The organism is Gluconobacter cerinus, from assembly GCF_025961355.1.
GTDB classification, from domain to species: domain Bacteria; phylum Pseudomonadota; class Alphaproteobacteria; order Acetobacterales; family Acetobacteraceae; genus Gluconobacter; species Gluconobacter cerinus.
In genome coordinates this window covers 2,520,094-2,545,570 of the sequence record NZ_JAOQNM010000001.1, presented here as the reverse complement: position 1 = coordinate 2,545,570, position 25,477 = coordinate 2,520,094, and the positions used below count along the sequence as shown (strand labels likewise).

22 protein-coding genes and 2 tRNA genes are annotated in these 25,477 nt (G+C 55.7%); 3 read left to right on the top strand and 21 right to left on the bottom strand.

Annotated elements, in window-relative coordinates:
- Positions 1-18: 18 nt before the first annotated feature.
- The 14 genes from M2305_RS11895 to M2305_RS11830 form a co-directional block, all read right to left on the bottom strand.
- Positions 19-708 carry an ABC transporter ATP-binding protein gene (locus M2305_RS11895; RefSeq protein ID WP_264649461.1) on the bottom strand — a complete coding sequence of 230 codons (690 nt, stop codon included), beginning with the start codon at positions 706-708 and terminating at the stop codon, positions 19-21.
- On the bottom strand, positions 701-1,948 hold the full coding sequence (locus tag M2305_RS11890) for a lipoprotein-releasing ABC transporter permease subunit (protein ID WP_264649460.1): 1,248 nt from the start codon (positions 1,946-1,948) through the stop codon (positions 701-703). The genes M2305_RS11895 and M2305_RS11890 overlap by 8 nt, the downstream gene beginning before the upstream one ends.
- On the bottom strand, positions 1,948-3,264 hold the full coding sequence (gene proS / locus M2305_RS11885; protein WP_264649459.1) for a proline--tRNA ligase: 1,317 nt from the start codon (positions 3,262-3,264) through the stop codon (positions 1,948-1,950). The genes M2305_RS11890 and proS overlap by 1 nt, the downstream gene beginning before the upstream one ends.
- An 11-nt stretch (positions 3,265-3,275) precedes the next feature.
- A complete protein-coding gene (locus M2305_RS11880) occupies positions 3,276-4,934 on the bottom strand; it encodes a ribonuclease J (RefSeq protein WP_203547465.1) in 1,659 nt (552 codons plus the stop codon).
- Between the two features lie 51 nt (positions 4,935-4,985).
- Complete coding sequence (locus M2305_RS11875; RefSeq protein WP_264649458.1) at positions 4,986-5,783, bottom strand: type III pantothenate kinase; 798 nt, start codon at positions 5,781-5,783, stop codon at positions 4,986-4,988.
- A gap of 17 nt (positions 5,784-5,800) precedes the next feature.
- Positions 5,801-6,523: a biotin--[acetyl-CoA-carboxylase] ligase gene (locus M2305_RS11870; RefSeq protein WP_264649457.1), complete on the bottom strand. Its 723-nt coding sequence runs from the start codon at positions 6,521-6,523 to the stop codon at positions 5,801-5,803.
- Positions 6,524-6,544: 21 nt separating this feature from the next.
- A tRNA-Val gene (locus tag M2305_RS11865) sits at positions 6,545-6,619 on the bottom strand.
- 70 nt (positions 6,620-6,689) lie between these two features.
- Complete coding sequence (locus M2305_RS11860; RefSeq protein WP_007282110.1) at positions 6,690-6,977, bottom strand: HU family DNA-binding protein; 288 nt, start codon at positions 6,975-6,977, stop codon at positions 6,690-6,692.
- A gap of 139 nt (positions 6,978-7,116) precedes the next feature.
- Positions 7,117-9,663 (bottom strand): endopeptidase La, encoded by a 2,547-nt coding sequence (gene lon / locus M2305_RS11855; RefSeq protein ID WP_264649456.1) that lies wholly within the window; start codon positions 9,661-9,663, stop codon positions 7,117-7,119.
- Between the two features lie 158 nt (positions 9,664-9,821).
- The gene (gene clpX, locus M2305_RS11850) at positions 9,822-11,087 is read right to left on the bottom strand and encodes an ATP-dependent Clp protease ATP-binding subunit ClpX (RefSeq protein ID WP_046901426.1); all 1,266 of its coding nucleotides are present in this window, start codon (positions 11,085-11,087) and stop codon (positions 9,822-9,824) included.
- A gap of 199 nt (positions 11,088-11,286) precedes the next feature.
- Entirely contained in the window at positions 11,287-11,931 is a 645-nt protein-coding gene (locus tag M2305_RS11845; RefSeq protein WP_046901425.1) for an ATP-dependent Clp protease proteolytic subunit, read from the bottom strand.
- A gap of 131 nt (positions 11,932-12,062) precedes the next feature.
- On the bottom strand, positions 12,063-13,394 hold the full coding sequence (gene tig / locus M2305_RS11840; RefSeq protein ID WP_264649455.1) for a trigger factor: 1,332 nt from the start codon (positions 13,392-13,394) through the stop codon (positions 12,063-12,065).
- A gap of 56 nt (positions 13,395-13,450) precedes the next feature.
- Positions 13,451-13,535, bottom strand: a tRNA-Leu gene (locus M2305_RS11835).
- Positions 13,536-13,604: 69 nt separating this feature from the next.
- On the bottom strand, positions 13,605-15,074 hold the full coding sequence (locus M2305_RS11830) for an NAD(P)H-hydrate dehydratase (protein ID WP_264649454.1): 1,470 nt from the start codon (positions 15,072-15,074) through the stop codon (positions 13,605-13,607).
- A gap of 158 nt (positions 15,075-15,232) precedes the next feature.
- On the opposite strand from M2305_RS11830, the gene M2305_RS11825 reads away from it, so the two are divergent.
- The 3 genes from M2305_RS11825 to M2305_RS11815 all read left to right on the top strand — a co-directional run bounded on the left by M2305_RS11825 (position 15,233) and on the right by M2305_RS11815 (position 19,552).
- Positions 15,233-15,685: a hypothetical protein gene (locus M2305_RS11825; protein ID WP_099212234.1), complete on the top strand. Its 453-nt coding sequence runs from the start codon at positions 15,233-15,235 to the stop codon at positions 15,683-15,685.
- 503 nt (positions 15,686-16,188) lie between these two features.
- Complete coding sequence (locus M2305_RS11820; protein ID WP_408871493.1) at positions 16,189-18,234, top strand: DEAD/DEAH box helicase; 2,046 nt, start codon at positions 16,189-16,191, stop codon at positions 18,232-18,234.
- Complete coding sequence (locus M2305_RS11815; protein WP_264649452.1) at positions 18,209-19,552, top strand: class I SAM-dependent RNA methyltransferase; 1,344 nt, start codon at positions 18,209-18,211, stop codon at positions 19,550-19,552. The genes M2305_RS11820 and M2305_RS11815 overlap by 26 nt, the downstream gene beginning before the upstream one ends.
- Here the strand turns inward: M2305_RS11815 and M2305_RS11810 are convergent.
- The 7 genes from M2305_RS11810 to M2305_RS11780 are packed head-to-tail and all read right to left on the bottom strand — an operon-like array spanning position 19,497 to position 25,390.
- On the bottom strand, positions 19,497-19,853 hold the full coding sequence (locus M2305_RS11810) for a HesB/IscA family protein (protein WP_046901420.1): 357 nt from the start codon (positions 19,851-19,853) through the stop codon (positions 19,497-19,499). The genes M2305_RS11815 and M2305_RS11810 overlap by 56 nt on opposite strands.
- A gap of 17 nt (positions 19,854-19,870) precedes the next feature.
- Positions 19,871-20,239 (bottom strand): SUF system Fe-S cluster assembly protein, encoded by a 369-nt coding sequence (locus M2305_RS11805; RefSeq protein WP_064273147.1) that lies wholly within the window; start codon positions 20,237-20,239, stop codon positions 19,871-19,873.
- Positions 20,236-21,447 carry an aminotransferase class V-fold PLP-dependent enzyme gene (locus M2305_RS11800; RefSeq protein WP_211500685.1) on the bottom strand — a complete coding sequence of 404 codons (1,212 nt, stop codon included), beginning with the start codon at positions 21,445-21,447 and terminating at the stop codon, positions 20,236-20,238. The genes M2305_RS11805 and M2305_RS11800 overlap by 4 nt, the downstream gene beginning before the upstream one ends.
- Complete coding sequence (gene sufD / locus M2305_RS11795) at positions 21,444-22,637, bottom strand: Fe-S cluster assembly protein SufD (protein WP_264649451.1); 1,194 nt, start codon at positions 22,635-22,637, stop codon at positions 21,444-21,446. Before sufD ends, M2305_RS11800 begins: the two co-directional genes overlap by 4 nt.
- Positions 22,634-23,404, bottom strand: a complete 771-nt coding sequence (gene sufC, locus M2305_RS11790) for a Fe-S cluster assembly ATPase SufC (RefSeq protein ID WP_046901416.1) — start codon at positions 23,402-23,404, stop codon at positions 22,634-22,636. Before sufC ends, sufD begins: the two co-directional genes overlap by 4 nt.
- A 3-nt stretch (positions 23,405-23,407) precedes the next feature.
- Complete coding sequence (gene sufB / locus M2305_RS11785; RefSeq protein ID WP_046901415.1) at positions 23,408-24,895, bottom strand: Fe-S cluster assembly protein SufB; 1,488 nt, start codon at positions 24,893-24,895, stop codon at positions 23,408-23,410.
- A 12-nt stretch (positions 24,896-24,907) separates the two neighbouring features.
- Positions 24,908-25,390: an SUF system Fe-S cluster assembly regulator gene (locus M2305_RS11780; RefSeq protein WP_046902051.1), complete on the bottom strand. Its 483-nt coding sequence runs from the start codon at positions 25,388-25,390 to the stop codon at positions 24,908-24,910.
- Positions 25,391-25,477: the final 87 nt, after the last annotated feature.

Genomic DNA, 25,477 nt, shown 5'->3' with positions numbered 1-25,477 from the left:
CTTGCCAGTCACCTCGACTCAAAACGGTACGAGCTTCCCATCCCGTAACGTCACCGTCCGGTCCATACGGGCCGCAAGTTCCTGATTATGCGTTGCAATCAGTGCTGCAACGCCTTCCTCACGAACGGCACGCAATAGCTCATCAAAAACGTGATCAGACGTCCCAACATCCAGATTGCCGGTTGGCTCATCCGCAAGGAGAAGTTTTGGTCTATTGGCTAATGCCCGCGCGATGGCAGTCCGCTGCTGCTCACCGCCAGACAGGCGGCCGGGCAAAGAATTCAGGCGATGAGACAATCCAAAACGTCCCAATAGATCTTCGGCACGCGCCTTCGCCACCTTTGCGGACACACCCGCAACCAACTGGGGCAACATGACATTCTCGCGTGCTGTGAACTCACCCAACAAATGATGAAACTGATACACAAACCCGATTTGATCACGCCGCACAGCAGTGCGAACGCTATCGCTCAGTCCACTTACCGCCTTGCCACCGATATAAACTGTACCGTCGGTGGGAGCTTCCAACAGCCCGGCAAGATGCAAGAGCGTAGATTTTCCGGTCCCGCTCGGCGCCACAAGGGCGACAATTTCACCGGGGTAAAGCGTAAACTCGGCATTCGATAGAATTTCGAGCGTTTCTTCACCTGACCGAAAACGACGCGTCAAATTCTCCAGCTTTAATGCTGGCACCTGTGCCTCACTCATGACGCAACGCCTCAATTGGATCAGTTCGCGCTGCTCTCCAGGATGGATACAGCGTTGCGAGAAGAGAAAGCACCAGAGACATGGCAATCACTTCTCCAACCTGCGACCAGACCAGCTTCGCCGGAAGACGCTCGAGAAAGTAAACTTCCGGGTTGAACAGATTGGTCCCGGTAAGAGACTGGAGCCACTGCCGGATACGTTCGATATTCAGGGCAAACGCAATACCAAGGGCAGAACCGGCAGCCGTCCCGACAATCCCGACAAAAGCGCCATTCATGAGGAATATCCGCATGACTGCGCCGCGGCTCGCACCAAGCGTCCGCAAAACCGCGATATCCCGCGTCTTGTCCTTCACCATCATGATCAAGGACGAGATAACGTTGAAAGCAGCCACCAGAATAATGAGCGTCAGAATGAGGAACATGACGTTCTGCTCAACCGTCACAGCTTCCAGGAAGCCATTTGCGCTGTTCTTCCAATCAATAACGCGTAGGCGTGGATCATCCAGACGCTGGACAACGGCCTGACGCGTAAGCTGGACGTTCATAGGATCGTCTACCGAAACCTGAATGAGCGACACTGCATTTTCAAGCATCAGAAATTTTTGCGCAGCCGGAAGCGGCACGAGAACGATGTTGGAATTATAATCGTTCCAATTGGCATCGAAGATGGCAGCCACATGATACGTTTTTACGCGCGGCATCGTGCCGAATGGTGTCGCCTGACCGTCCGGAGAAAGGAGTGTAATTGGAGAACCGATCGTCAGACCCGCACGATCCGCCATGGTCGTCCCAATGGCAACGGCGTCGTCTCCCGTGAAACGATCAATCGACCCGGCGATAATACCACTGCTTAAGGCGCGCCAGTCACGAAAATCCTGTTGTGCAATCCCCTGGACTTCCGCACCCGTCGAATACCGTCCGGCTTCGACTAGCACAGTTCCCTGCGCCATGGGTGTGACGGATTTGACCCCGGGAATAGAGCGGATAGCCTCAACGTCGTTCTGATAGGCCTCAATGGGGCGACCATAGCCATACACAGAGAGATCTCCGTGAAGACCCAGGATACGCCCCATCAGATCAGCCTTGAACCCGTTCATCACCGACATCACGATGATGAGTGTGGCCACTCCGAGCGCAATTCCGACCAATGAGAAAACTGCAATGATCGAGGCGAAGCGTTCGCCACGGCGGGCACGCAGATAGCGCCCCGCCACCATACGCTCGAAGCGGCCAAACATCAGGCGACTCCGATCTTGGCCAGCGCTTCAGCCACCGGCAGTTCGAACCGCTCACCGTCGGCACGGCGCTTCAGTTCAACCTTGCCTTCCTTGGCACCCCGGGGACCAACGATGATCTGCCAAGGATGACCCATCAGATCAGCATCGTTAAACTTCACGCCCGCGCGCTCGGAGCGATCATCGTACATGAAGTTCTCTGGATCAGCCCTGTAGATCTCTTCGCAGATAGCATCACAGGCTTCATCACCCGGACGAAGGTTAAGGATCGCAGCTTTGTACGGCGCGACAGAATCCGGCCAGATGATGCCTGCGTCGTCATGCGATGCCTCAATGATAGCACCGACCAGACGGGAGACACCGACGCCATAAGACCCCATGTGAGGCGAGAATTTCGTCCCGTCGGCACCGCTGACTTCGATACCCATGGATTCCGTATACTTGGTGCCGAAGTAGAAGATGTGGCCGACTTCGATGCCACGCCCTTCCCGCTTCCGGTCATCCGGCACTTCCGCCCAGGCAGCCTCGTCGTGCTTCTCATCCGTTGCGGCATAGTGATCCGTCACGGAAGAGAAGAATGCGGCGAGATCTTCCTCGTTATCACAATCAACCGGACGGCCCAGCCAATCCTGCTCTTCCAGGGCAGCGTCAAAGAATACGCCGCTTTCACCAGTTGGTGCGAGAACCAGGAACTCATGGCTGAGATCACCACCGATCGGCCCCGTATCAGCAACCATAGGAACAGCGCGAACACCGAGACGCTGGAAGATCCTCAGATAAGACAGCATCATGCGGCGATAGCTGTTAACCGCGCCCTGATAGTCTGCATCGAAGGAATAAGCGTCCTTCATGAGGAACTCGCGACCGCGCATCACACCGAAACGGGGACGCACCTCATCACGGAACTTCCACTGAATATGATACAGCGCCTTGGGAAGCTGCTTATAGGAACTCACGGACGATCCGAAGATATCCGTGATCATTTCCTCGTTCGTCGGTCCGTAAAGCAACTCACGACCATGACGGTCCTGAATGCGCAGCATCTCCGGACCATAAGCGTCATAACGCCCTGAACGACGCCACAGATCAGCAGACTGCAGTGTCGGCATCAGGACTTCCTGTGCGCCAATCGTATCCTGCTCTTCGCGGATGATCTGCTCGATGTTCCGAAGAACACGCAGGCCCGCTGGCAGCCAGGCATAAATACCCGAGGAGGTCTGGCGAACCAGACCTGCACGTAGCATCAGGCGATGAGACGCAATTTGCGCCTCCGCCGGAACTTCCTTCAGCGTCGGCTGAAAGGCTTTACTCAGACGCATACTCTATTCTCTCAGACGCGCAGCAGATGAACATCGACAAGCGGACGCTTCTGGAGCTTGCGCCCCAGGGCACGGCGCAGGGCCGTCTTGGCCGCATCACGGAATGCCGTGTCGTCCTTTCGCAGTTCATCAGGAATTTCGTCAATAGAATCAGCGAATTCTTCCTGAATGCGAATGCTTTCCGGATCTTCCGATTCCAGAAGACCTGGCGCGCTGATCTTTGGCTCACCGATTACATAGCCTTCGTCATCAACAGCGAAGCTCGCAAGAACCATGCCGTTGAAGAGCATCTTGCGGCGTGCCGCCAGAACACCACCCGTCATGGGCAGAAGACGACCGCCATCCAGCGCCAAACGACCAGTCGGTGCCGTATCGACAACCTTCACTTCACCTGGAGACAGGTTCAGGATGTCGCCATCTTCCAGCAGGATCGGATCAGAACCCATTTCATGAGCCAGAGCCGCGTGTGCCGTCAGATGACGCCATTCGCCATGCGTCGGAATGCTGTATTTCGGACGGACAATGCCATACAGAACGCGAATATCATCGCCCGTTGCATGACCGGACGTATGAACCTTCGCGTCTTTGTCCGTCAGAACAGTCACACCACGACGGGACAGGTTGTCCTGCACAGCCATGACAGCCTGCTCATTCCCCGGAATAACGCGGGAGCTGTAGATGACCGTGTCACCCTCACCCAGCGAAATGTTCGGATGAGTATCGGACGCGATACGGGACAGGGCAGAACGAGGCTCGCCCTGGCTTCCCGTGATGATCATCAGAAGGTTGTCATCATGGACGTCGCGTGCGTCCTGCTCCGTCAGGAACGGAGGCAGATCGCTGAAGTAACCGCACTCACGGGCAGCAGTTTCAAGATTACGCAGGGAACGGCCCACGATCATGACAGCACGACCAGCCGCCATGGCAGCCTTCGCAATGCTCTCAACGCGCGCCACGTTGCTGGCAAAGCACGTTACGGCCACACGCCCGTGAAGGCTTGTGATCAGATCCGTCAGTCCTTTGCGGACGTCCGCTTCGGACTCTGAACGACCTTCCTTCATGACGTTGGTGCTATCACCCACCATCGCCAGAACGCCTTCGTCACCCAGACGACGGAACTCTTCCAGATCAGTGACCGGGCCAACAAGCGGATTTTCGTCCAGCTTCCAGTCGCCTGTATGAACGATCAGCCCATGGGGCGTCCGCAGAGCAACTGCCTGCGCTTCCGCGACAGAGTGCGTCACCGACACAAACTGAAGATCAAACGGGCCGACATGGAAGCGCGAGCCCGGCATCACCACATGAATTTTTACCTGATTAACCAGATGCGCTTCGTGTAGCTTACGACGCAGTACTGCGGCAGCAAACGGCGTGGCATAAACCGGGCAGCGCAGATAAGGCCAGAGATGGGCTACTGCACCCAGATGATCTTCATGGGCATGTGTAATGACCAGCCCACACAGATCCTTTGCACGATCCGCGATAAACGTCGGGTCCGGCATCAGCACTTCAGCTTCAGGCGTGTCGTTACCTGAGAAGCCAATGCCGCAATCGATGGCGAGCCAGGTTTCCTTACTGTTTTTAGTGAGGCGATAGAGATTGAAATTCATGCCGATCTCGCCCGTCCCGCCCAAAGGCAGGAAGGACAAACCGTCAGGTGTATCCGTCATAGTTATTCCTTACGTGTGTTACCATCATGAGCGATATTCATTGCCGAAAGCCTACATGCCTTCGGGGGAATTTGAGATCGGCAGGAGCGCATTGCGGTCCGCCAGGAGACGGAGGCCATCCAGGGTCAGATCTGGGGCCATCACGTCAAACAGGTTGGTGCCCTCTGAAAACAGAGGCGCAAGACCGCCTGTTGCAACAATCTTGGGGCGTCCGCCCATTTCTTCGGAAATTCTTCCTACGATCCCTTCAACCAGGCCAACATAGCCCCAGAAGAGTCCGGAACGCATGGCAACGCTTGTGCTTCGGCCAATTGCGTTCAGAGGGCGCCCGATGCTCATCCGTGGCAATCGAGCCGCCGCTCTGTGCAAGGCATCAATGGACAGATTGACGCCCGGAGCAATCGCCCCACCACAGTATTGACCGTATTCATTCACGACATCAAACGTTGTTGCCGTGCCAAAATCAACAACAATGAGCGGGCCACCATAAAAGTGCTGGGCTGCCAGACCATTCAATCGACGATCCGCACCAAGTTCTGCCGGGTTATCGACTAGCGCTTCAATACCCCAATCTAGGCCCGCATTGGCCACAAGGGGCTCCACATCGAGCCACTGGCGACAAAAACGACGCAAATCATATAATGCTGCGGGAACAACAGTTCCGATAATCGCGCGCGTGACAGACGCAGGCTTCAGCCCGATACGATCGAAAAGGCCCAGCAACCAAACGGCATATTCATCTGCTGTACGGGAGTCGCTGGTGGACATGCGCCACTGACCGATCCACGACTGACCGTCGTGGACGGCAAACACAACGTTGGTGTTGCCAGCATCAATGACGAGAAGCACGTTCCGATCCGGTCCCTTTAACCCAGCAGGATATCACCTGTTACGACCGGTATGGTTTCACCACCCGGGAGAGCGAGAAGCAGTCGCCCCTGTTCATCCAACCCTGAAAATGAACCTGTTATATAAGTTTCACCACGCTGAACCGCAAGATGACGTCCAACCGGATGCGCTCTTTCGAGCCATGCCCGACGGATGACTTCGAAACCATGATCATTCCACGCGGCAATCCAACGGTCCATCTCCGCTGTCAGTGCCTCGCCAAACTTGATGGGATCGACTGCAGGGGCGACATCGGAAAGGGCTGCCAACTGACGACCAGGGACGTCAGGCGCCTGCGCCAGGTTTGCACCAATACCGACAACAACCCATCTGTTAGACGCAATACCACCTACCTCAATCAGAACTCCCGCCATTTTGCGTTCATTCAAGAGCAGATCATTTGGCCATTTCAGCAAAAATTCTGCTTTTGAAGGGCAGAAACTCTGCGCTGTTTCGTAAAGCGCCAAAGCGGTCAGAAACGGGCAGGCAGTCAAAAATTTTTCAGGATTTTGCGGTTTGAACAACAGAGAAATTGCCAGATTACCGCCGGGATCTACCCAACTGCGACCCCGGGTTCCACGCCCTGATGTTTGGAAAAGTGCCTGAACGGCGAGCCTCTCGGGGGCTCCAGCCTCGGCTTTCTCTTTGCAGAGATCGGAAGTCGATCCCAACGTCTCATAAACTTCGAAACGCCAGGCCATAGTCAAAAAACAGTCTTCATGTGGTGGGCGATGACAGGATTGAACTGCCGACCCTCTCGGTGTAAACGAGACGCTCTACCGCTGAGCTAATCGCCCTCTGAAAACACGTGGCCTATATACACGGTTCTGAGCACCCGTAAAGGCACTCAGAACCAAAAAAGCGAAATTATTCGCTTACGGCGTCCTTAAGACCTTTGCCCGGCTTGAAACGGACAGAGGTGGATGCCGGAATGTCGATCTCTTCGCCCGTACGCGGGTTACGGCCCTTGGCGGCCTTACGCGTAGCGGTCACGAAGCTACCGAAACCAACCAGACGAACTTCCTGCTTCTTGGCAAGCGTCTTCTCGATCGTGCTGAACACCGCATCGACAACTTCGCTGGCCTTGGCCTTCGGAAGATCGGCGGCGTCAGCAACGGCGGCGATCAGTTCCTGCTTGTTGAGGGGCTTCTCCATGATGTGCCTTTCTGGTGTTAAGAGCACCTGAGCCAACCTCCGAAGAGTCTTGCGGCTCAGGCGCTTGTTCGATCTGCGGCCGCACTATGAAGCGCTTTTTGGCCGCGTCAACTGTTAGAATCGTATAAGAACCCAACCGTTAGTGCGGAAGTGCCCTTGGAGCCACTTTCTCAGCCGGAATTCCGCCTACAGGATCGACATTTTCATCCCATTCAATCGCCTCAGGCATACGCGTGAGAGCAATTTTCAGCACGTCATCGACGTGACTGACTGGAATAATCTTGAGAGCATGGCGGACATTCTCAGGAACCTCGGCAAGATCCTTTTCATTATCCTTCGGGATAAGAACAGTTTTGATCCCTGCCCGAAGCGCTGCAAGCAGCTTTTCTTTCAAGCCACCAATTTCCAGCACACGACCACGCAGCGTAATTTCGCCCGTCATCGCCACATCTCTACGGATGGGAATCTGCGTCAGAATACTGACAAGAGACGTAGCAAGCGCAATACCTGCGGACGGACCGTCCTTCGGCGTAGCCCCTTCTGGAAGATGCACATGGATGTCGCGCTTCTCGAAGAGAGGTGGCCGGATGCCGAAGTCCTGAGCTCGTGATCGGACGTAAGACAGGGCGGCCGAGATGCTCTCCTGCATCACTTCCCCCAGCTTGCCAGTCTGCTTCACCTGCCCCTTTCCAGGCACCATGACGCTCTCAATCGTCAAGATCTCACCGCCGACCTGGGTCCAGGCAAGTCCGGTCACGACACCGACCATATCCTCCGTCTCGGTCTCACCATGACGGAAGCGGCGGACACCTGCGTATTTTTCCAGGTTATCCGGCGTGATCTCAACATGCGTCACACCCGTCGTGATGATTTCCTTCACGGCTTTACGAGCCAACCGGGCAATCTCGCGCTCGAGATTTCTGACGCCAGCCTCACGCGTGTAGGAGCGAATCAGCTCCATCAGAGTCTCATCAGAAACAGACCATTCATCCGGCTTGAGATTGTGGGCCTCAGCCTGCTTTGACAGCAGATGACGACGCGCGATCTGGACCTTCTCATCTTCCGTGTACCCGGAGAGATTGATGATCTCCATACGATCCAGCAGTGGCTGCGGCATGTTCAGGCTGTTAGCCGTCGTCACGAACATGACATCCGAAAGATCGTAATCGACTTCCAGATAGTGATCGGCAAACGTTGAGTTCTGCTCCGGATCCAGAACCTCCAGAAGTGCAGACGAAGGATCGCCTCTCCAATCCGCGCCCAGTTTGTCAATCTCATCCAGCAGGAATAGCGGATTAGACGTTTTCGCTTTCTTCATGCCCTGGATAATTTTCCCAGGCATGGACCCGATATACGTCCGGCGATGACCGCGAATTTCCGATTCGTCGCGCACACCACCCAGAGACATCCGAACGTACTGACGTCCCGTTGCCTTGGCGATTGATCGTGCCAGAGACGTTTTACCAACACCCGGCGGCCCTACGAGACACAGGATCGGTCCCTTGATCTTCTGAGAACGCGTCTGCACGGCAAGATACTCAAGGATACGCTCCTTGACCTTTTCCAGACCGTAATGTTCGGCTTCAAGCACACCTTCAGCGTGCGTGAACTCCTTGGTGATCTTGGAACGCTTTTTCCACGGAATACCCAGCAGCCAGTCCAGATAATTCCGGACGACTGTGCTTTCCGCAGACATCGGGCTCATGCCACGCAGCTTTTTCAGCTCGGCATGGGCCTTTTCCTTAGCTTCACGGCTCAGGCGCGTCTTGTTGATCTTCTCTTCAAGCTCAGCAAGTTCGTCCTTGCCATCCTCGCCTTCCCCAAGCTCCTTCTGGATCGCCTTGAGCTGCTCGTTGAGATAATATTCGCGCTGCGTCTTTTCCATCTGCCGCTTCACGCGGTTCCGGATACGCTTCTCAACCTGCAGAACACCAATCTCTGTCTCAATATGAGCAAAGACCTGCTCCAGACGCTGCTCAGCAGAGGCCATCTCGAGAATTTCCTGCTTTTCGGAAATCTTGAGATTCAGATGGCTGGCAATTGTGTCCGCGAGCTTTGACAGGTCCTCGATCTGGTTGATCGAGACCATGACTTCAGGCGGAATCTTCTTGTTGAGCTTGATATACTGCTCGAACTGGGAAACCGTTGAGCGGCCCAGAGCTTCCAGATCACTGCCTGGAGTAGCCGACAAAGGCTCCTCCGCAATTTCTTTCACTTCAGCTTCGAAGTGACCATCCACATCAAACAGACGTGTGATCTGAACACGACGGGTTCCTTCGACCAGAACCTTAACGGTTCCGTCCGGCAGTTTCAGCAACTGAAGGATGGTGGAAACCGTGCCGTAACGGTAGATGTCGTCAGCAGACGGGTCATCCTGCGAAACATCTTTCTGCGCAACAAGCAGGATTTGCTTGCTATCGCGTGTGACAGTTTCCAGCGCCTTAACTGACTTTTCCCGCCCGACAAAAAGCGGAACAATCATGTGCGGAAACACAACAATGTTTCGCAGCGGCAGAACAGCCATGACATCCTGGCGAGGAGCCGGGGCTACCTCAGTCACAGCCTCCACAGGAGAGGCAGCCGCGGCTTTGGCACGCGGCTTGCGGGCAGGCTTCTTTTCCACAACTGCGGCGTCATCCACCTTCTTTGTGCGACGGCGCGTCTTAGGCTTGGTATCGTCAGTCATTCACTTGATCTCCATAGGGACGATCCCACGGCCTCCGCCTGCCTGGCAGCGCGAACACCGTGATGTCTCTTCATGCAGAAAAGGCACGAATTCAGACAGCATCTATCCAGAATGTCGGAACGAAAAGGCCGCCTGACAAGACGGCCCCTTCAACATCCTCAGGCAGATTGCTCAGCCGGCTCGCTTTTGCCTTTCCCGTACACATAAACAGGGTTGGCTTTGCTTTCCGCCACTTCACGATTGATGACGACTTCCTCAACGCTGTCCAGCCCGGGAAGATCGAACATCGTTCCAAGGAGAATATTCTCCATGATCGATCTAAGACCACGTGCGCCTGTCTTACGTTCGATAGCACGCTTGGCGATGGCGGAAAGTGCGTCTTCCGTAAATGTCAGCTTGACGCCTTCCATCTCAAAAAGACGCGCATACTGCTTGGTCAGCGCATTTTTGGGCTTGCTCAGAATCTGGATCAGAGCAGCTTCATCCAGGTCGTTCAGAGCCGCGATAACAGGCAGACGACCGATGAACTCTGGAATCAAACCAAACTTGAGAAGATCCTCAGGTTCCACGGTCTGGAGAATTGCTCCAAGACGACGCTCGTCATCAGAGCGCACATCTGCTCCAAAGCCAATGCCCGAGCCCTTGCCGCGAGCGGCAATGATTTTGTCCAGGCCCGCGAATGCACCACCGCAGATGAACAGCATGTTCGTCGTATCTACCTGCAGGAACTCCTGCTGGGGATGCTTGCGGCCACCCTGCGGCGGAACGGACGCAACGGTCCCTTCCATCAGCTTGAGCAGCGCCTGCTGTACACCTTCGCCCGACACATCACGCGTGATTGAGGGGTTATCGGACTTACGAGAAATCTTGTCGATTTCATCGATGTAGACGATGCCACGCTGCGCACGCTCAACGTTATAGTCTGATGCCTGAAGAAGCTTCAGAATGATGTTCTCAACGTCCTCGCCCACATAACCGGCTTCGGTCAGCGTCGTGGCATCAGCCATGGTAAACGGCACATCGAGAATACGAGCCAGCGTCTGAGCCAGCAGCGTCTTGCCTGTTCCGGTCGGGCCAATCAGAAGAATGTTCGACTTCGCGATCTCGATGTCATTGCTCTTCTGAGCATGGGCCAGACGCTTGTAATGGTTATGAACGGCCACAGAAAGCGCGCGCTTGGCCTCGAACTGACCAATGACGTAATCGTCCAGAACCTTGCAGATTTCTTTTGGCGTCGGAACACCGTCTCGGGACTTCACGAGATGCGTTTTATGCTCCTCGCGAATGATGTCCATGCACAACTCAACGCATTCATCACAGATGAAAACTGTCGGGCCAGCGATCAGCTTGCGCACTTCGTGCTGGGATTTCCCACAGAACGAGCAATACAGGGTGTTTTTGGAATCGCCGGATTTGTTGCTCATCGCTGTTCCTCTTTCCCCTCACGCACGCACCGACCACTTTTCGGCAGCAGACATGCGGAAGCACTTAAAACTCTAGGCCGAGGTCTCAGCCTTCGGCAACCCCGAAGCCCTAGGCTCCAAGACATGAAAAGCGGCATATCGGTATGCCGCTTTTTCTTTCCAAGGGGAGCAACCTGCTCCCCTGTCACTTCAAACAAACTCAATCCTGACTGGCTGCCACGTTGGGGTGACGTCGCACAACAGCGTCAATCAGACCGAATTCTTTCGCTTCTTCAGCAGACAGATAGCTATCACGCTCGAGCTTGCGCTCGATCTCTTCAAGCGTCTGCCCTGTATGCTCACGATAGATTTCGTTCAGGCGCTGACGGATCAACAGGATCTCACGAGCCTGAATCTCAATATCGGACGCCTGACCCTGTGCCCCACCAGATGGCTGATGTACCATCACGCGCGCATTTGGCAGGCAGTAACGATGCCCCTTCTCGCCACCAGCCAAGAGCAGCGACCCCATGGACGCAGCCTGACCAATGCAGACAGTGCTAACCGGGCAACGAATGTACTGCATCGTGTCATAAATCGCGAGACCAGCGGAAACGACACCGCCAGGACTGTTGATGTAGAACGAAATTTCCTTGGTCGGATTGACGCTCTCAAGATACAGAAGCTGAGCGCTGATCAAGGATGAAACCTGATCGTAAACCGGGCCGGTCAGGAAGATGATACGCTCCTGAAGGAGGCGTGAAAAAATGTCGAAAGCTCGCTCTCCGCGGGCAGTCTGTTCGACCACCATCGGCACCAGAGAGTTGTTGAACACCTCGACGGGATCGCGGTCCCCAATGGTCATACTGTCTGTTCCTCAATGCCCGATGGGCTGTCTGTTCTCTCTAACATGGACCCGAGAGAGCGTTCCGTCAAAGGGAGCAGACAGCAAAACGGGCACTCCTGAGAGTGCCCGTCCTTCTTACGTCAGTACTCTCAGAGCTCGGCAGGCGGGATTTCTGCGAGTTCTTCAGGTGTGACTTCCTTTTCGGTGACATCAGCCAGCTCGATCAGATAGTCGACAACCTTGTTTTCCAGGATTGGGCCACGGAGCCCTTCAACAGCCTGCGGGTTCTTGGAGAAGAACTCGAAAACCATCTTTTCCTGACCCGGGTAACGCTGAGCTTCCTGCTGCATCGCACCCAGCAGTTCCTCGCGGGAGACCTGGATTTCCTGCTTACGACCGATTTCAGCCAGCAGCAGACCCAGCTTTACGCGACGCTCTGCAATACGACGGTAATCTGCACGCAGGGTCTCTTCGTCCTTGCCTGCATCTTCCTCGTCCATGCGACCAGCTTCGCGATCCTGCTCGACGCGGGTCCAGATCTGACCGAACTCGGCGTCAACCATGCTCTGCGGGGCTTCAAAGTCGGTCTTCTCGGACAGGGCGTCCAGAAGCTCGCGCTTGATGCGCAGACGGGAAAGCTGCTTGTACTCGCCTTCAGCCTGCTCCGTGATCAGGGAACGGATCTGCTCGATGCTCTCAAGACCAATATCCTTGGCCAGATCATCGTTGATTTCCGGATCAACAGGCTTCTTAAGGGACTTCGCCTTGATGTCGAACGTCACAGCCTTACCGGCCAGTTCTTCAGCCTGATAGTCTTCCGGGAACGTCACGTTGATAACGCGCTCTTCCCCGACCTTCATGCCTTCCATCTGCTCGGCAAAACCCGGGATGAAGCCTTCACCACCGATTTCGACGTTCACGTCTTCAGCCGTGCCACCGTCAAACGGCGTGCCATCATGCTTGCCAACGAAGTCAACGCAGACCACGTCGCCCTTTACGGCCGCGCGATCTTCTTCAATGGCGTCAAACTTGCGGCTGCGACGGGCGAGGTCAGCCAGAGCCTTGTTCACGACTTCTTCGTCAACCTTGGAGGTCAGACGTGTCAGCTTCAGACCAGACAGGTCAGGAACTGCAATTTCCGGCAGAACTTCGACTTCGATCTTGAACTCCAGATCGCCGTCAGAGTCCGGAGCAGAAACCAGCTCTACCTTCGGCTGCATAGCCGGACGGACGTCCTGCTCCTGGAGAAGCTTGCCAACCGTGTCGTTAACAACTTCTTCCATCAGTTCCGCATTCACGGCTGCGCCGTGACGCTGCTTGACGAGAGATGCCGGCACCTTGCCCGGACGGAAACCCGGAAGCTTGATCGTGCGCGCAACTTCTGCGAGTCGGGCTGCGCGACGAGCCTGCAGGTCGGCAGACGGGACAACGACAGTGAAGGCGCGCTTAAGTCCTTCGTTGAGCGTGGGCGTAACCTGCATGAGCCAGGCGATCCTCTCGGTCGGGTATGTTAAAATCTCTTCTCAGGAAACCGGGTTGGTACGGGCGGAGGGACTTGAACCCCCACGACTTGCGCCACCAGAACCTAAATCTGGCGTGTCTACCAATTCCACCACGCCCGCTCAGCCCCGTCTCCGGGGTTCGTGTTACCGAACCTTGGAAGCGCGGCCTTTAGCGCATGAAACGCTACTTCACAACAGGGCGGCCACCGGGTTTTTGCTTAAATCCGCCTTTGAAAGCTCTGTCGCGACGCTCCGCGCCTCTCCCAGGGGAAGATCCAGATCCTCTGCGACGGGCCACCCACCGTGATCACGGGCTGCCTGTATTCCCGCCTCACCGTGCAGCCAGACACCTGCGCAACACGCCTCCCAGGTCTCCATTCCCGCAGCCATCAAAGTCCCAATCACCCCCGTCAGCGTGTCGCCCGATCCTGCCGTAGCAAGCGCCGATGTGGCGTGCGCGTTGATTGCAATGCGTCCATCTGGCGCAGCTATGATCGTATCTGCCCCCTTCATGACCATCACGGCATTCAGCTCACGCGCGGCATTCAAGGCGGCTTCAGTTCGACTCCCCGTCACAGGGCCAAACAGCTTTTTGAATTCGCCGATATGCGGCGTGACAGCCGCCACACCTTTCAGACGAGAAAGTTCTTCCGCTCCCCACGCCAAAGCACCAGCATCCGCAAGAACCGTTTTTTTTGCGGCCAATAGCGCAGGAAGAACCTCAGAGACCTCTTCAGGGGTCAGGCCGGGCCCGCAGATCCAAACCTTCCGTCGCAAATCTTCCAGCAGGGAACCAAGAGGCTGGTCATCAATGATTAGTCCCGGGTCGCCGAGTCGATAGGCTTCGGCAGCTTTTCGGGCTGCGATGCGGACAAGCCCGGCACCTGTCCGCCGTGCGGCTCGTGCTGCCAGCCTTGTGGCGCCCGGCATAACAGCACCACCACAGACACTCACAACACCGCGTCGATATTTATAGTCTCCCTCTCCGGAAACCGGCAGTTCCCAAAGCCCCGGCCAATTGAAACTTATTTTTGGCGTCAGGCCACTCCATGCCTGCTCAGGCATACCGATATCGGCGCAGACCAACTCCCCGCACAATCCTCGCCCAGGCTCCAGAAAATGACCTGGCCGTGGCCTCACAAACGTGACCGTCAACGCGCAACCCTGTGCCTGACCGAGCACTTCTCCAGTCTCTCCGGATACGCCACTCGGCATATCGATCGCCACACGCCGAGGAACAGCTGCGAGCATTTCAGCTACGTCGTCACTGACTGGACGCTTCAATCCGGACCCAAAAACAGCATCAACCAGCAGGTCAATTCCTTCCAGAGATGCTTTCTCGAATGGCAGCACAGGACCAGCCCATCCTGACGCAGCGACAAATGCCGGCCCACCCTCTTTGGGAGCACCCATCGCCACCACTCGGACCGACCATCCCCATCGCGCCAGAAGACGGGCCACGACGTAACCGTCTCCTCCGTTGTTACCCGGGCCGCAAACAACGGCCACGCGACATTTCTGAAACCGCTTGCGAATGGCTCGAGCAACGGCCCATCCCGCATTTTCCATGAGTTGCGCGACAGGAACGACAGCCGAAGCAGCATGATCCATCATGTCGCTTTCCTCGGGTGTTAGCAGCGCAAGAGGGTATGGAGGCATAACTCTTTTTTTCTCCTGATGAGCGGGCATGCTTACACAAAGCACAGGCGACATCCGCGTTCCCTATGGCCTTTGGACATTCCCCTCGGGTAACCTCCAGCCGATACATCAGGGATATCCCTGCTCTTCCTTCACCCACCTGACCATGACGAGGATCAATGACGGGTTCACTTCTCTGGAGCCTAGTGCTCGCAATCCATCTTCTGTGCATGACATACTGGATCGGCGGATCAATCTACTCCGCGCTGGTTGTCCGCTCCACAGTCGGCCTCCTCGACCCCGGACCACGCTCTTCGGTTCTTTTGCAGAACTACACACGCTTTTTCAAAGGCCTCTGGCAGGTTGTGCCTTTTTCCCTGGTGAGCGGCTGGGCGCTTGTTTTCCATGAAGGCGGCTTTGCTGCCGTAAACTGGACGATCAATGCGATGCAGTTGATCGGGATTGCCATGGCGGTGGTTTTCATAACGACAGTTCGCGGACCATTCCTGCGAGCCCGTCGGGCCATGCGCCCTCAGCCTGCTATTTTTGACACTCTCAGAAACCGTATGATTCTTATGGCTGGCCTTGGTCTTGTGAACATTCTGATTGCAGCCATGGCGCACGGCATGTGATTGTGGTAGCGATATGGCGCTTCATGGGCTGTATCGCTTGCCATTCCAGCGTTTAGCCGATAACGCACCACTTTAAAGTTGCGGGACATGTGCCCGCCCTCAACTCCGGTCCATTCCGTCAGGTCTGTACCGTCAACGAGAGTCTCGAGAGTCATTTGAGCGCGAAAACGACCTCCGGTCCTTCCAAGCCCCGTACCTCTGCCCCTGCAAAACGCGGACGCCCCGTAGGCAGCCGTGCGAAGGCAATCAAAAATTCCCCGATTGAAACGGAAGATGCCGATTCGGCTACTCCTGAGCCGGTCGTAGCTGAAAAGAAGCCTCGCGGTCGTCGTCCCGCAGCTCAAAAGACTGAGACAGAAGCCGTTGCCAAGACCGCAACACCTTCTCGTCGGCGCACGAAAGCAGTTGCAATCTCCGAAGAGGAAAGCGCACCAGAAACTGCTGAAGTTGCCCCAGTACGTCGTGGCCGTCGCCCCAAGAGCGAGACGGTTGATACCGACATTGTGAGCACTCCTCGCCGCAAGGCACGCAAGCCAACTCCGGAAACAACTGAATCCGTCGAAGCTGTTGCCCCGCAAGCAACCGAAACTCCTGCGCCCAAGCGACGCGGTCGCAAGCCGAAGGTTGTAAGTGACGCTGCCGTTGAAGAAATCGCAGCGCCTGCTCCCAAAAAGCGCGGTCGTAAACCCAAAGTCGTTGCTGCTGAGGCTACACCTGAAGTCGTGGAGCCAGCAGAGACACCGAAGCCACGTCGCGGGCGCAAACCCAAAGCTGCTGTCGCAACCGAGGTGTCCGCACCTGAACCAGCAGAAGCCGAAGCACGTTCTGAAGTTGCTCCTCCGGTAGAGGCAGCAGAGGCTCCAGCGAAAGCACCAGCTCGTCGTGGACGCCCTAGGAAGATTCGGCCCGAGGCTGAAGCTCCGGTAACTGCGCCAGCTATTCCGGAAGTGGTCGCTGAGATTAAAGCTGAGCCGGCCCAAGCTGAAGTTGTAGTCGCTGTTGAGGCCTCAGAAGACCGTCCGCGCTTTGCTGATCTGGGCCTTTCTGACGCCATCATGCGAGCCATTCAGGAACTCGGTTACGAGCACCCGACTCCTATCCAGGCTCAGGCTATCCCTGAAGTTCTGAAGGGGCACGACGTTCTGGGTGTTGCTCAAACCGGAACGGGCAAGACAGCATCCTTCACGCTTCCGATGATCGAGAAGCTGTCTGGTTCTCGCGCTCGGGCCAGAATGCCGCGTTCGCTCATTCTTGAGCCGACACGTGAGCTGGCCCTCCAGGTTGCAGATAATTTCAAGCTTTACGGCAAGCACTTACGCCTGACCCATGCACTGTTGATCGGCGGTGAAAGCATGGCCGAACAACGCGAAGTTCTGAACCGTGGCGTGGACGTATTGATTGCGACTCCGGGACGTCTTCTCGATCTATTCGGACGCGGCGGCCTGCTGCTGACGCAGACAAGCACGCTCGTTATCGACGAAGCTGACCGTATGCTCGATATGGGATTCATTCCCGACATTGAAAAAATCGTCAGCCTGTTGCCTGCAAATCGCCAGACGCTTTTCTTCTCCGCCACTATGGCGCCGGAAATTCGTCGCCTTGCAGATGCATTCCTGAGAAATCCGGTACAGATCACGGTCTCCCGTCCATCTTCTGTCGCGACCACGATTGAAGAAGGTCTGATTGTCGTCGAAGAAGATGAGAAGCGCCGGGCACTGCGTAAGCTGCTTCAGGCGCAGAATGTTCAGAACGCCATTGTGTTCTGTAACCGCAAGCGCGACGTCGACATGCTCCAGCGTTATCTGACGAAGCATGGATTCGCCGCAGGTCATCTGCATGGCGATCTGGCACAGTCCTTACGCTTTTCGACGCTTGATAGCTTCAAGTCTGGCGAACTGAAGATTCTGGTCTGCTCTGACGTTGCAGGGCGTGGAATTGACATCGGCGGTCTGTCGCATGTTTTCAATTTTGATCTGCCGTTCAATGCGGAAGACTATGTGCATCGCATCGGACGCACTGGTCGTGCCGGTAAGCATGGTCATGCCTTCAGTATTGCTGGACCGCGTGACCGCCGCCTCCTGGACGCGATTGAAACCCTGACAGGGAAGGTTATTCCCCCTCTGGAATTCGCCGGAATACAGTCCGTTGATTGGGCTCAGGAAGACGAGAACGGCCGCCTGATTCATACACCCAAGCAGGCACTTCCATCGCAGACTTCCGAAGAATCCAGCATTGAGGACGAATCGGAAGGACAGCGCCGTAACAAGCGCCGACGTGGAGGGCGCAAACGCAATCGCACGGATCGTGACGAGACACAGGTGGCAAACGCGCCACAGCCTGTTGCAACACCCGTTGCACAGCCTGCTGCTCATGATCGCCAGTCCGTTGAACTTGCCCCTGCCTTTGAAAACGATGCACCGAAGACAGGCTTTGGCGGCGATACACCCGCCTTTATGCTGGTACCTCGGCGACACAGACTGTCGGTGGCAGCCGAAACAGACCTGACCCTTCCCGTTCAGCACGATGCTCGTCATTACGGTGATGAATAACCCCGGGACCGGAGCTTTTCCCCTCCGGATTGAAGGTTTAGGCGCTGCGGCTGACGGCGTGGCTCATCACGACGGGCATGTTCTTTTCATTCCTGGCACGTTGCCAGGAGAGGAAGTGCTAGCCCGTTTTTCTGGTACGCGCCCTGAACTGATTGAAATTACGGCTCCGTCGTCAGATAGAGTTGCACCTCCGTGCACTCTCTTTGGCGAATGCGGTGGCTGTGCGATTCAACAGATGTCATTACCTGCGCTGCTGGACTGGAAGACAACGCGAGTCGCTGAAGCTCTGACAGCAGCGGGCTTTGAAGAACTTCCTGTTCCGCAGCGTTATCAAACGCCATCATACACGCGCCGACGCATGGACCTCGCGATCCAGCGTATTCCAGGTGGCGTTATCCTCGGGCTTCATCGACGCAATGGCGATCCGGTGGATATGACGGAGTGTCATGTCCTGCACCCGACCCTCTTTGCTTTGCTGACGCCACTTCGTGAGGTCCTGTCTTCTCTGGGTGCGTTGACCGGCCGCGGAGGCTTAGTCCTCAATCTTCTGGATAGTGGCCCAGACCTGACGCTTTCGACGCCAGCTGAGTTGACTACCGCTGACCGCACGAAACTTGCCGCCTTCGGGAGGCAACACGGACTGCCGCGGATTTCATGGCAAAACCCGAAAGATCGTTCTATTGAAACGGTCTCACAGACGCGGGCAGTCAAGGAAGCATTTGGAAGCGTGGAAATCACTCCGCCTCCTGCTGCCTTTCTTCAGGCGACTGAAGATGCGGAAAACGCCATTGTACAGGCTGTTGTTGATGGGCTTCCGCCACTCAACAAAAAAGATATCACAGTCGAGCTTTTCGCAGGCTGCGGTACTCTGACATTTCCCATGTCGGAAAAAGGCCGCGTAATGGCATATGAAGGCGATCTTGCTGCTGCAACTTGCTTAAAGGCCGCAGCAGGTGGTCGACGGGTGGACGGATTCCATCGTGATCTTATGCGTCAGCCTCTTCTGCCTCAGGATCTGAAGTCAACACGAGCTGTCGTTCTTGATCCGCCTTATGCTGGTGCTGGTGCACAGACAATGCCACTCGCCAAATCTGGCGTTAAAGACATCGTCTATGTGAGCTGTAATCCTGCTGCGTTGGAAAAAGATGGCCGCGCATTAAAAGAGGCAGGTTATTCAGTCCTGAACTGGACAATTGTGGACCAGTTCCTCTGGTCCACAGAAGTGGAAACGGTTCTGGTATTTTCACGTGATCCTAAACGGATCAAACGTGAAAACTCTCGCCGCAACCACAACGTCCCTTCTCATTTGGATTCCTGAAGGTAAATCCGGCTTCGAGATCCTTGATCTCGTAGTCCATGACTGTTCCCGTCAGAAAAAGTGTGGCCTTGCGATCAACAAGCAAGGTCACACCTTGATCTTCTACGCGCTCGTCCGTTACGGCTGGCTCATCCACAAAAGTCATTTCGTAAGACAGGCCTGAGCAGCCTCGCGTACCAACACCAATGCGTAAAAGTTGCCCCTGATGAGCGCCGGCATAGAGAACGCGCAACCTCTCAGCTGCACGATCAGACACAGACATCAGAGCGGGAAGTGGTCGACGTGTCAGGGTTTCAGACATGACTTTTGCCCCTCAGATCAGAACATATTAAGCGCAAGACGCGCATCATCACTCATGCGGCTCATGTCCCACGGCGGATCCCATACGATTTCCACAGTGGCATTCGTCACATTTGGCACTTTCAGAATGGCGTCACGCACCATTTCCGGCAGTTCCTGAGCACTCGGACAATTGGGAGCCGTCAGGGTCATTTCCACGTTGACCCGGCCGTCATCATGCAGGTCAATCGCGTAGATCAGGCCCAGCTCATAAATATTTACCGGGATTTCCGGATCATAAACGGTCGCAATGGCCGCTATAACAGCGTCCTGGTCCGGGCCAGTGCCCTCACCTGTTACGGGAGTGCTCTCATCAATGGGGTGTTGTTCGGTCATGGCATCACTCATGTGAGCATCTTCCGTGCCCGTTCAAGGCCTGTGATCAGGACGTCAATCTCATCCTGTGTCGTGTAAATACCGAAACTGGCGCGTGCCGTAGCATGCACACCGAGACGACGGACAAGCGGCTCCGCACAATGCTGACCAGCACGGATCGCAATTCCCAACTGATCCAGCAAGGTAGCCAGATCATGGGGATGAGCGCCGTCCATCACGAAGGACAGAACACCACCACGAACCTGCGGAGACCCAAGAACTTTAAGCCCCTCAACCTCGCCCAGACGCTGCTCGGCATATGTGGTCAAGGCTGTTTCGTGACGAGAGATGGCATCGTAGCCAATCCCCTCCACGAACTTAACGGCCGCGCCCAGACCAATCGTTTCCAGAATGGCAGGGGTTCCCGCTTCGAATTTGTGAGGGACAGTCGCCCAGGTTGCACGCTCGAAAGAGACATTCTGGATCATCTCGCCACCACCCAGGAACGGTGGCATGGCATCTAGAAGCTCCCGCTTACCCCAAAGTACGCCGATACCTGTTGGCCCATAAAGCTTATGGCCAGTGAAGGTAAAAAAGTCTGCTCCGATATCCTGCACATCGATTTTCCGATGTACGACAGACTGCGACCCATCAAACAGAATGCGCGCGCCATGAGCATGGGCAATTTCTGCCAGTTTTTTGGCAGGCGTAACGGTCCCCAGCACGTTCGACATATGCGTAATGGATACGAGAGCGACATTGCCATCATCCAGAAGCGCTTCATACGCCTCAAGATCGATGTCACCACTCCCATCCATTGGGGCCACACGGAGTTCGATACCAACCCGGTCCCGCAACATGAGCCATGGGACAATATTGGCATGATGCTCCAGTTCTGAGATCAGAACCGCCTGCCCTGGCTTCATCAGAGAACCAAGACTATGCGCCACCAGATTGATGGCCTCTGTGCTGTTTCGCGTGAAGACAACCTCATGGCGGTCTGGCGCATTAATGAGCCCTGCGACAGCATCACGCGTACGTTCGTAAGCTTCTGTTGTCCGCTCACTCATCCAGTGCAAGCCGCGATGAATGTTGGCGTACTGATGATACGCCGCATCGCGCATAGCTTCGATCACGCATTCCGGCTTCTGGGCTGAAGCGGCGCTGTCGAGAAAGACGAGCGGACGACCATGCACCTGCTCAGACAGGATCGGAAACTGCGCGCGTACGGCCGGCGTCATGCTGTGATGCTCCGGATCAGTACGTCGCGCAGGGTCTCGTCTGTTACGAGATCAAGTGCATCCAGAAGGAAGGCCTGAACGAGAATAGCGCGCGCTTCCGCTTCTGGCACACCACGAGAGCGCAGATAGAAAAGCTGCTCGTCATCCAGTGCGCCCACAGTCGCGCCATGGCTGCACTTCACGTCATCCGCGTAAATTTCCAGCTCAGGCTTACTGTTAATCTGCGCCTTCTCTGACAGAAGAAGCGCCTGATTCATCTGATAGCCGTCAGTCTTCTGGGCAACACGATCGACGAGAATCTTGCCCTGGAACACGCCCTGTCCGCTCTCGGAAAGCACAGTCTTAACCGTTTGGCGCGAGCCACAATCAGGCGCTGCATGATGAATCATGGACGTCAGGTCGTTCAGGCGTGTGCCATCCACGATCTGAATTCCGTTCACATGAACCTGTGCATGGGCTTGGGTCAGCGTTGCAACAACTTCGTGCCGCGCCAGTTCACCACCCTGATTCAGGGTAAAGCTGTCGTAGTTTCCGTTCGCGTCCACGGATGCATAAACAAGAGCAAGATGCCCCGCGTTTGCGCCCTCACGCTGCAGTTTGACGTGATTCAGCTGGGCACCCTTCCCAACCACAATGTCAAACCGCGGGTTGGTCACATACCGACCGTCCCCTGCGTTAACATCGAACACCGTCAGAGATGCACCGTCTTCCAGAACAATCTGATGGCGCAGATGTGTGGAAATGGCGTTCCCTGAGGTGAGCGAAACGAGGACAAGCGTTCCAGCAGCAACGCCCGCAGGCACGCGAATGGACAAACCATCCTGACGCAGGGCTGCGTTGAGAATAGCTGAAAAGCGATCCTCTAACGGGTCAACAGCTTCACCCTGCGAGCGAACAAGATTTTCCGAAAGGCGTGTTTGAGATGCAGCTTCCTGCCCATTGGCGAAAACCGCACGGCTTTCCGCCTCTGGTAACGCAAGTGCATCCAACAGAGACTGCACGTCGTGATCCGACAAAGCAGGCGCTTCGTTCCACACCGTTTCCGTAAAGGCCCGCAGTGGCGTATATCGCCATGCCTCAACACGCCGCGTGGGAATCCCGCGCTCAGCCAGAACAGAGCCATGTCCCGCTGCACGCCCGACGAAAGCGCTCAGGGCTGGGGACGACTGAACTGCGGTCCCTGTACTCACGCTGCAGCCTCAAGGAACTGGGTGTAGCCCTGCTTCTCAAGCGTCTTCGCTACTTCCGGACCACCACTAAAGATGATCTTGCCCTTGGCCATGACATGCACGCGGTCAGGAACGATATAATCGAGCAGACGCTGATGATGCGTAATGACAAGTGCCGAGAAGTCAGGCCCGCGAAGAGAATTCACGCCATCAGCAACGATACGCAGGGCATCAATATCCAGACCACTGTCTGTCTCGTCGAGAATAGCGAAAGAGGGCTGCAGCAAGCGCATCTGGAGCACTTCATTGCGCTTCTTCTCACCGCCGGAGAAGCCGACATTAACAGCACGCTTGAGCATTTCGTCAGACATGGACAGACGCTTGGTCTCAGCCCGGACGGCCTTCAGGAACGCAACAGCGTCCAGTTCGTCTTCACCACGTGCACGGCGCACAGCATTTACGGCTGTCCGCAGGAAATTAGCGTTATTGACGCCCGGCAGCTCGACGGGAGACTGGAATGCGAGAAATACGCCCAGAGCCGCACGCTCTTCCGGGTCCAGAGCCAGAAGATCCTGGCCTTTAAAGGTCGCGCTTCCGCCCGTTACTTCATAGTCATCGCGGCCGGAAAGGACATAGGAGAGCGTAGATTTGCCGGAGCCATTTGGACCCATGATGGCATGAATTTCGCCCTTGGGAATTTCAAGGTCGATCCCTTTCAGGATTTCCTTTGGCGTCCCATCGGCATCAATGCGTGCTTCGAGGCCCTGGATCTTGAGAAAATCATTCATGTCTTAACCCACACTTCCTTCGAGGCTGACCTGGAGTAGCTTCTGAGCCTCGACCGCGAATTCCATTGGCAGCTCCTTGAGCACCTCGCGGCAAAATCCGTTAACAATCAAACCAACTGCGTCTTCTTCAGAAAGCCCACGAGAGCGACAGTAGAAGAGCTGGTCTTCGGAGATTTTAGACGTCGTTGCTTCGTGCTCGATACGCGCGGTCATGTTGCGGCTCTCGATATACGGAACCGTATGTGCACCACACTGATCACCAATCAGCAGACTGTCGCACTGCGTGAAATTGCGCGCATTGCGTGCCTTCGGCTGCATACGAACAAGACCACGATATGTGCTGTCAGAGCGGCCGGCCGAAATGGTCTTGGCAATGATCGTCGAGCGCGTATTCGGCGCCAGATGGATCATTTTCGTACCTGTATCGGCCTGCTGGTGATTATTGGTCACAGCAACGGAGTAGAATTCGCCAACCGAGCCCTCGCCTGCCAAAACGCAGGATGGATACTTCCACGTAATCGCGGAACCGGTTTCAACCTGTGTCCAGGAAATCTTGGACCGTGCGCCGCGACAGGCTCCGCGCTTCGTCACGAAGTTATAAATGCCACCGCGACCTTCGTCGTCTCCCGGATACCAGTTCTGCACCGTAGAGTACTTGATGGACGCATCATCCATCGCAATTAGCTCGACAACCGCCGCATGAAGCTGATTTTCATCTCTCTGGGGGGCCGTACACCCCTCCAGATAAGAGACGCTCGCGCCATCTTCGACGATAATCAGGGTCCGCTCAAACTGGCCGGTATTGCGGGCATTGATCCGGAAGTACGTGGAGAGTTCCATCGGGCAACGCACACCCTTTGGAACGAACACAAACGACCCGTCCGTAAAAACAGCGGAATTCAATGCTGCAAAAAAATTGTCAGCGGCTGGTACAACCGAACCAAGATACTGCTTTACGAGATCCGGATGTTCGCGAATGGCATCCGAAATCGGGCAGAAGATGACACCTGCTTCTTCAAGCGTCTTGCGGAAGGTGGTCGCAACCGACACGCTGTCAAAAACAGCGTCAACGGCAACAGGCAAACGCTTCTGATCTTCAGCACCTTCTACACCAGCCAGCAACGCCTGCTCATGCAGCGGAATTCCTAGCTTGGCATAGGTTTTGAGAAGCTCGGGATCGACTTCATCCAGACTTTTCGGGCCAGGCTTCTTCTTAGGCTGAGCGAAGTAATGCGCATCCTGATAATCAATCGGAGGGTGGCTGACTTTGGCCCATTCGGGCTCTTTCATTTCCAGCCACATGCGGAAAGCCTTGAGACGCCATTCCAGCATCCACTCAGGCTCTCTCTTACGCTCCGAGATCAGGCGAACCGTATCTTCATTCAGGCCCTTGGGAGCGATATCCATTTCGATATCAGTCTCGAAGCCCCACTCGTAACTGGACTTCGCGAGCTTTTCGACTGTCTCGCGGGTCTCCGTCACAGCTGGCATGATTTGGTGTCCTCAGTTGACCGGATCAGCCACGGGGACTGGCCCGGCGCCGGTAGTGTCGAGAGAAGGCTCCTTGGGCTCCTTCCCGCTATGTAGAACGGAATGTCGGTCCATATCCGCAAGCGTAATACTGTTGAGCGTTCGGAGAATGGCGTCATTTACCATGTCCCATTGCCCCGAAAGGCCACACAGGGAGCTATGTTCGCACTCCCGACCGTCGCAGCAGGCTGTAATCGAAATCGGACCATCAACAACGGCGATAACCGTGGCGATCGTAATTTCTTCCAGCGCACCTGCCAGCCGATAACCGCCACGGGCCCCTCGATGAGAGATGACGAGTCCGCTCGAAGCCAAACCCTTAAGCAGCTTTGCAACGGTTGGCTCGGGTACTCCGGTCTCTCCTGCCAGCGCGGCGGCTGTTGCCAGACCCTCGTGCTGCCCGAGGTGGACAAGGAGGACGGTGGCATAATCGGCTAGTTTGGAGAGCCTCAGCATAGCTTGCACACTCACATTACATTCATTCAAGACTTATGAAGTCCTGATTAGGTTCCAGATGACCCATGCTGTCACAAAGGTCAAGAA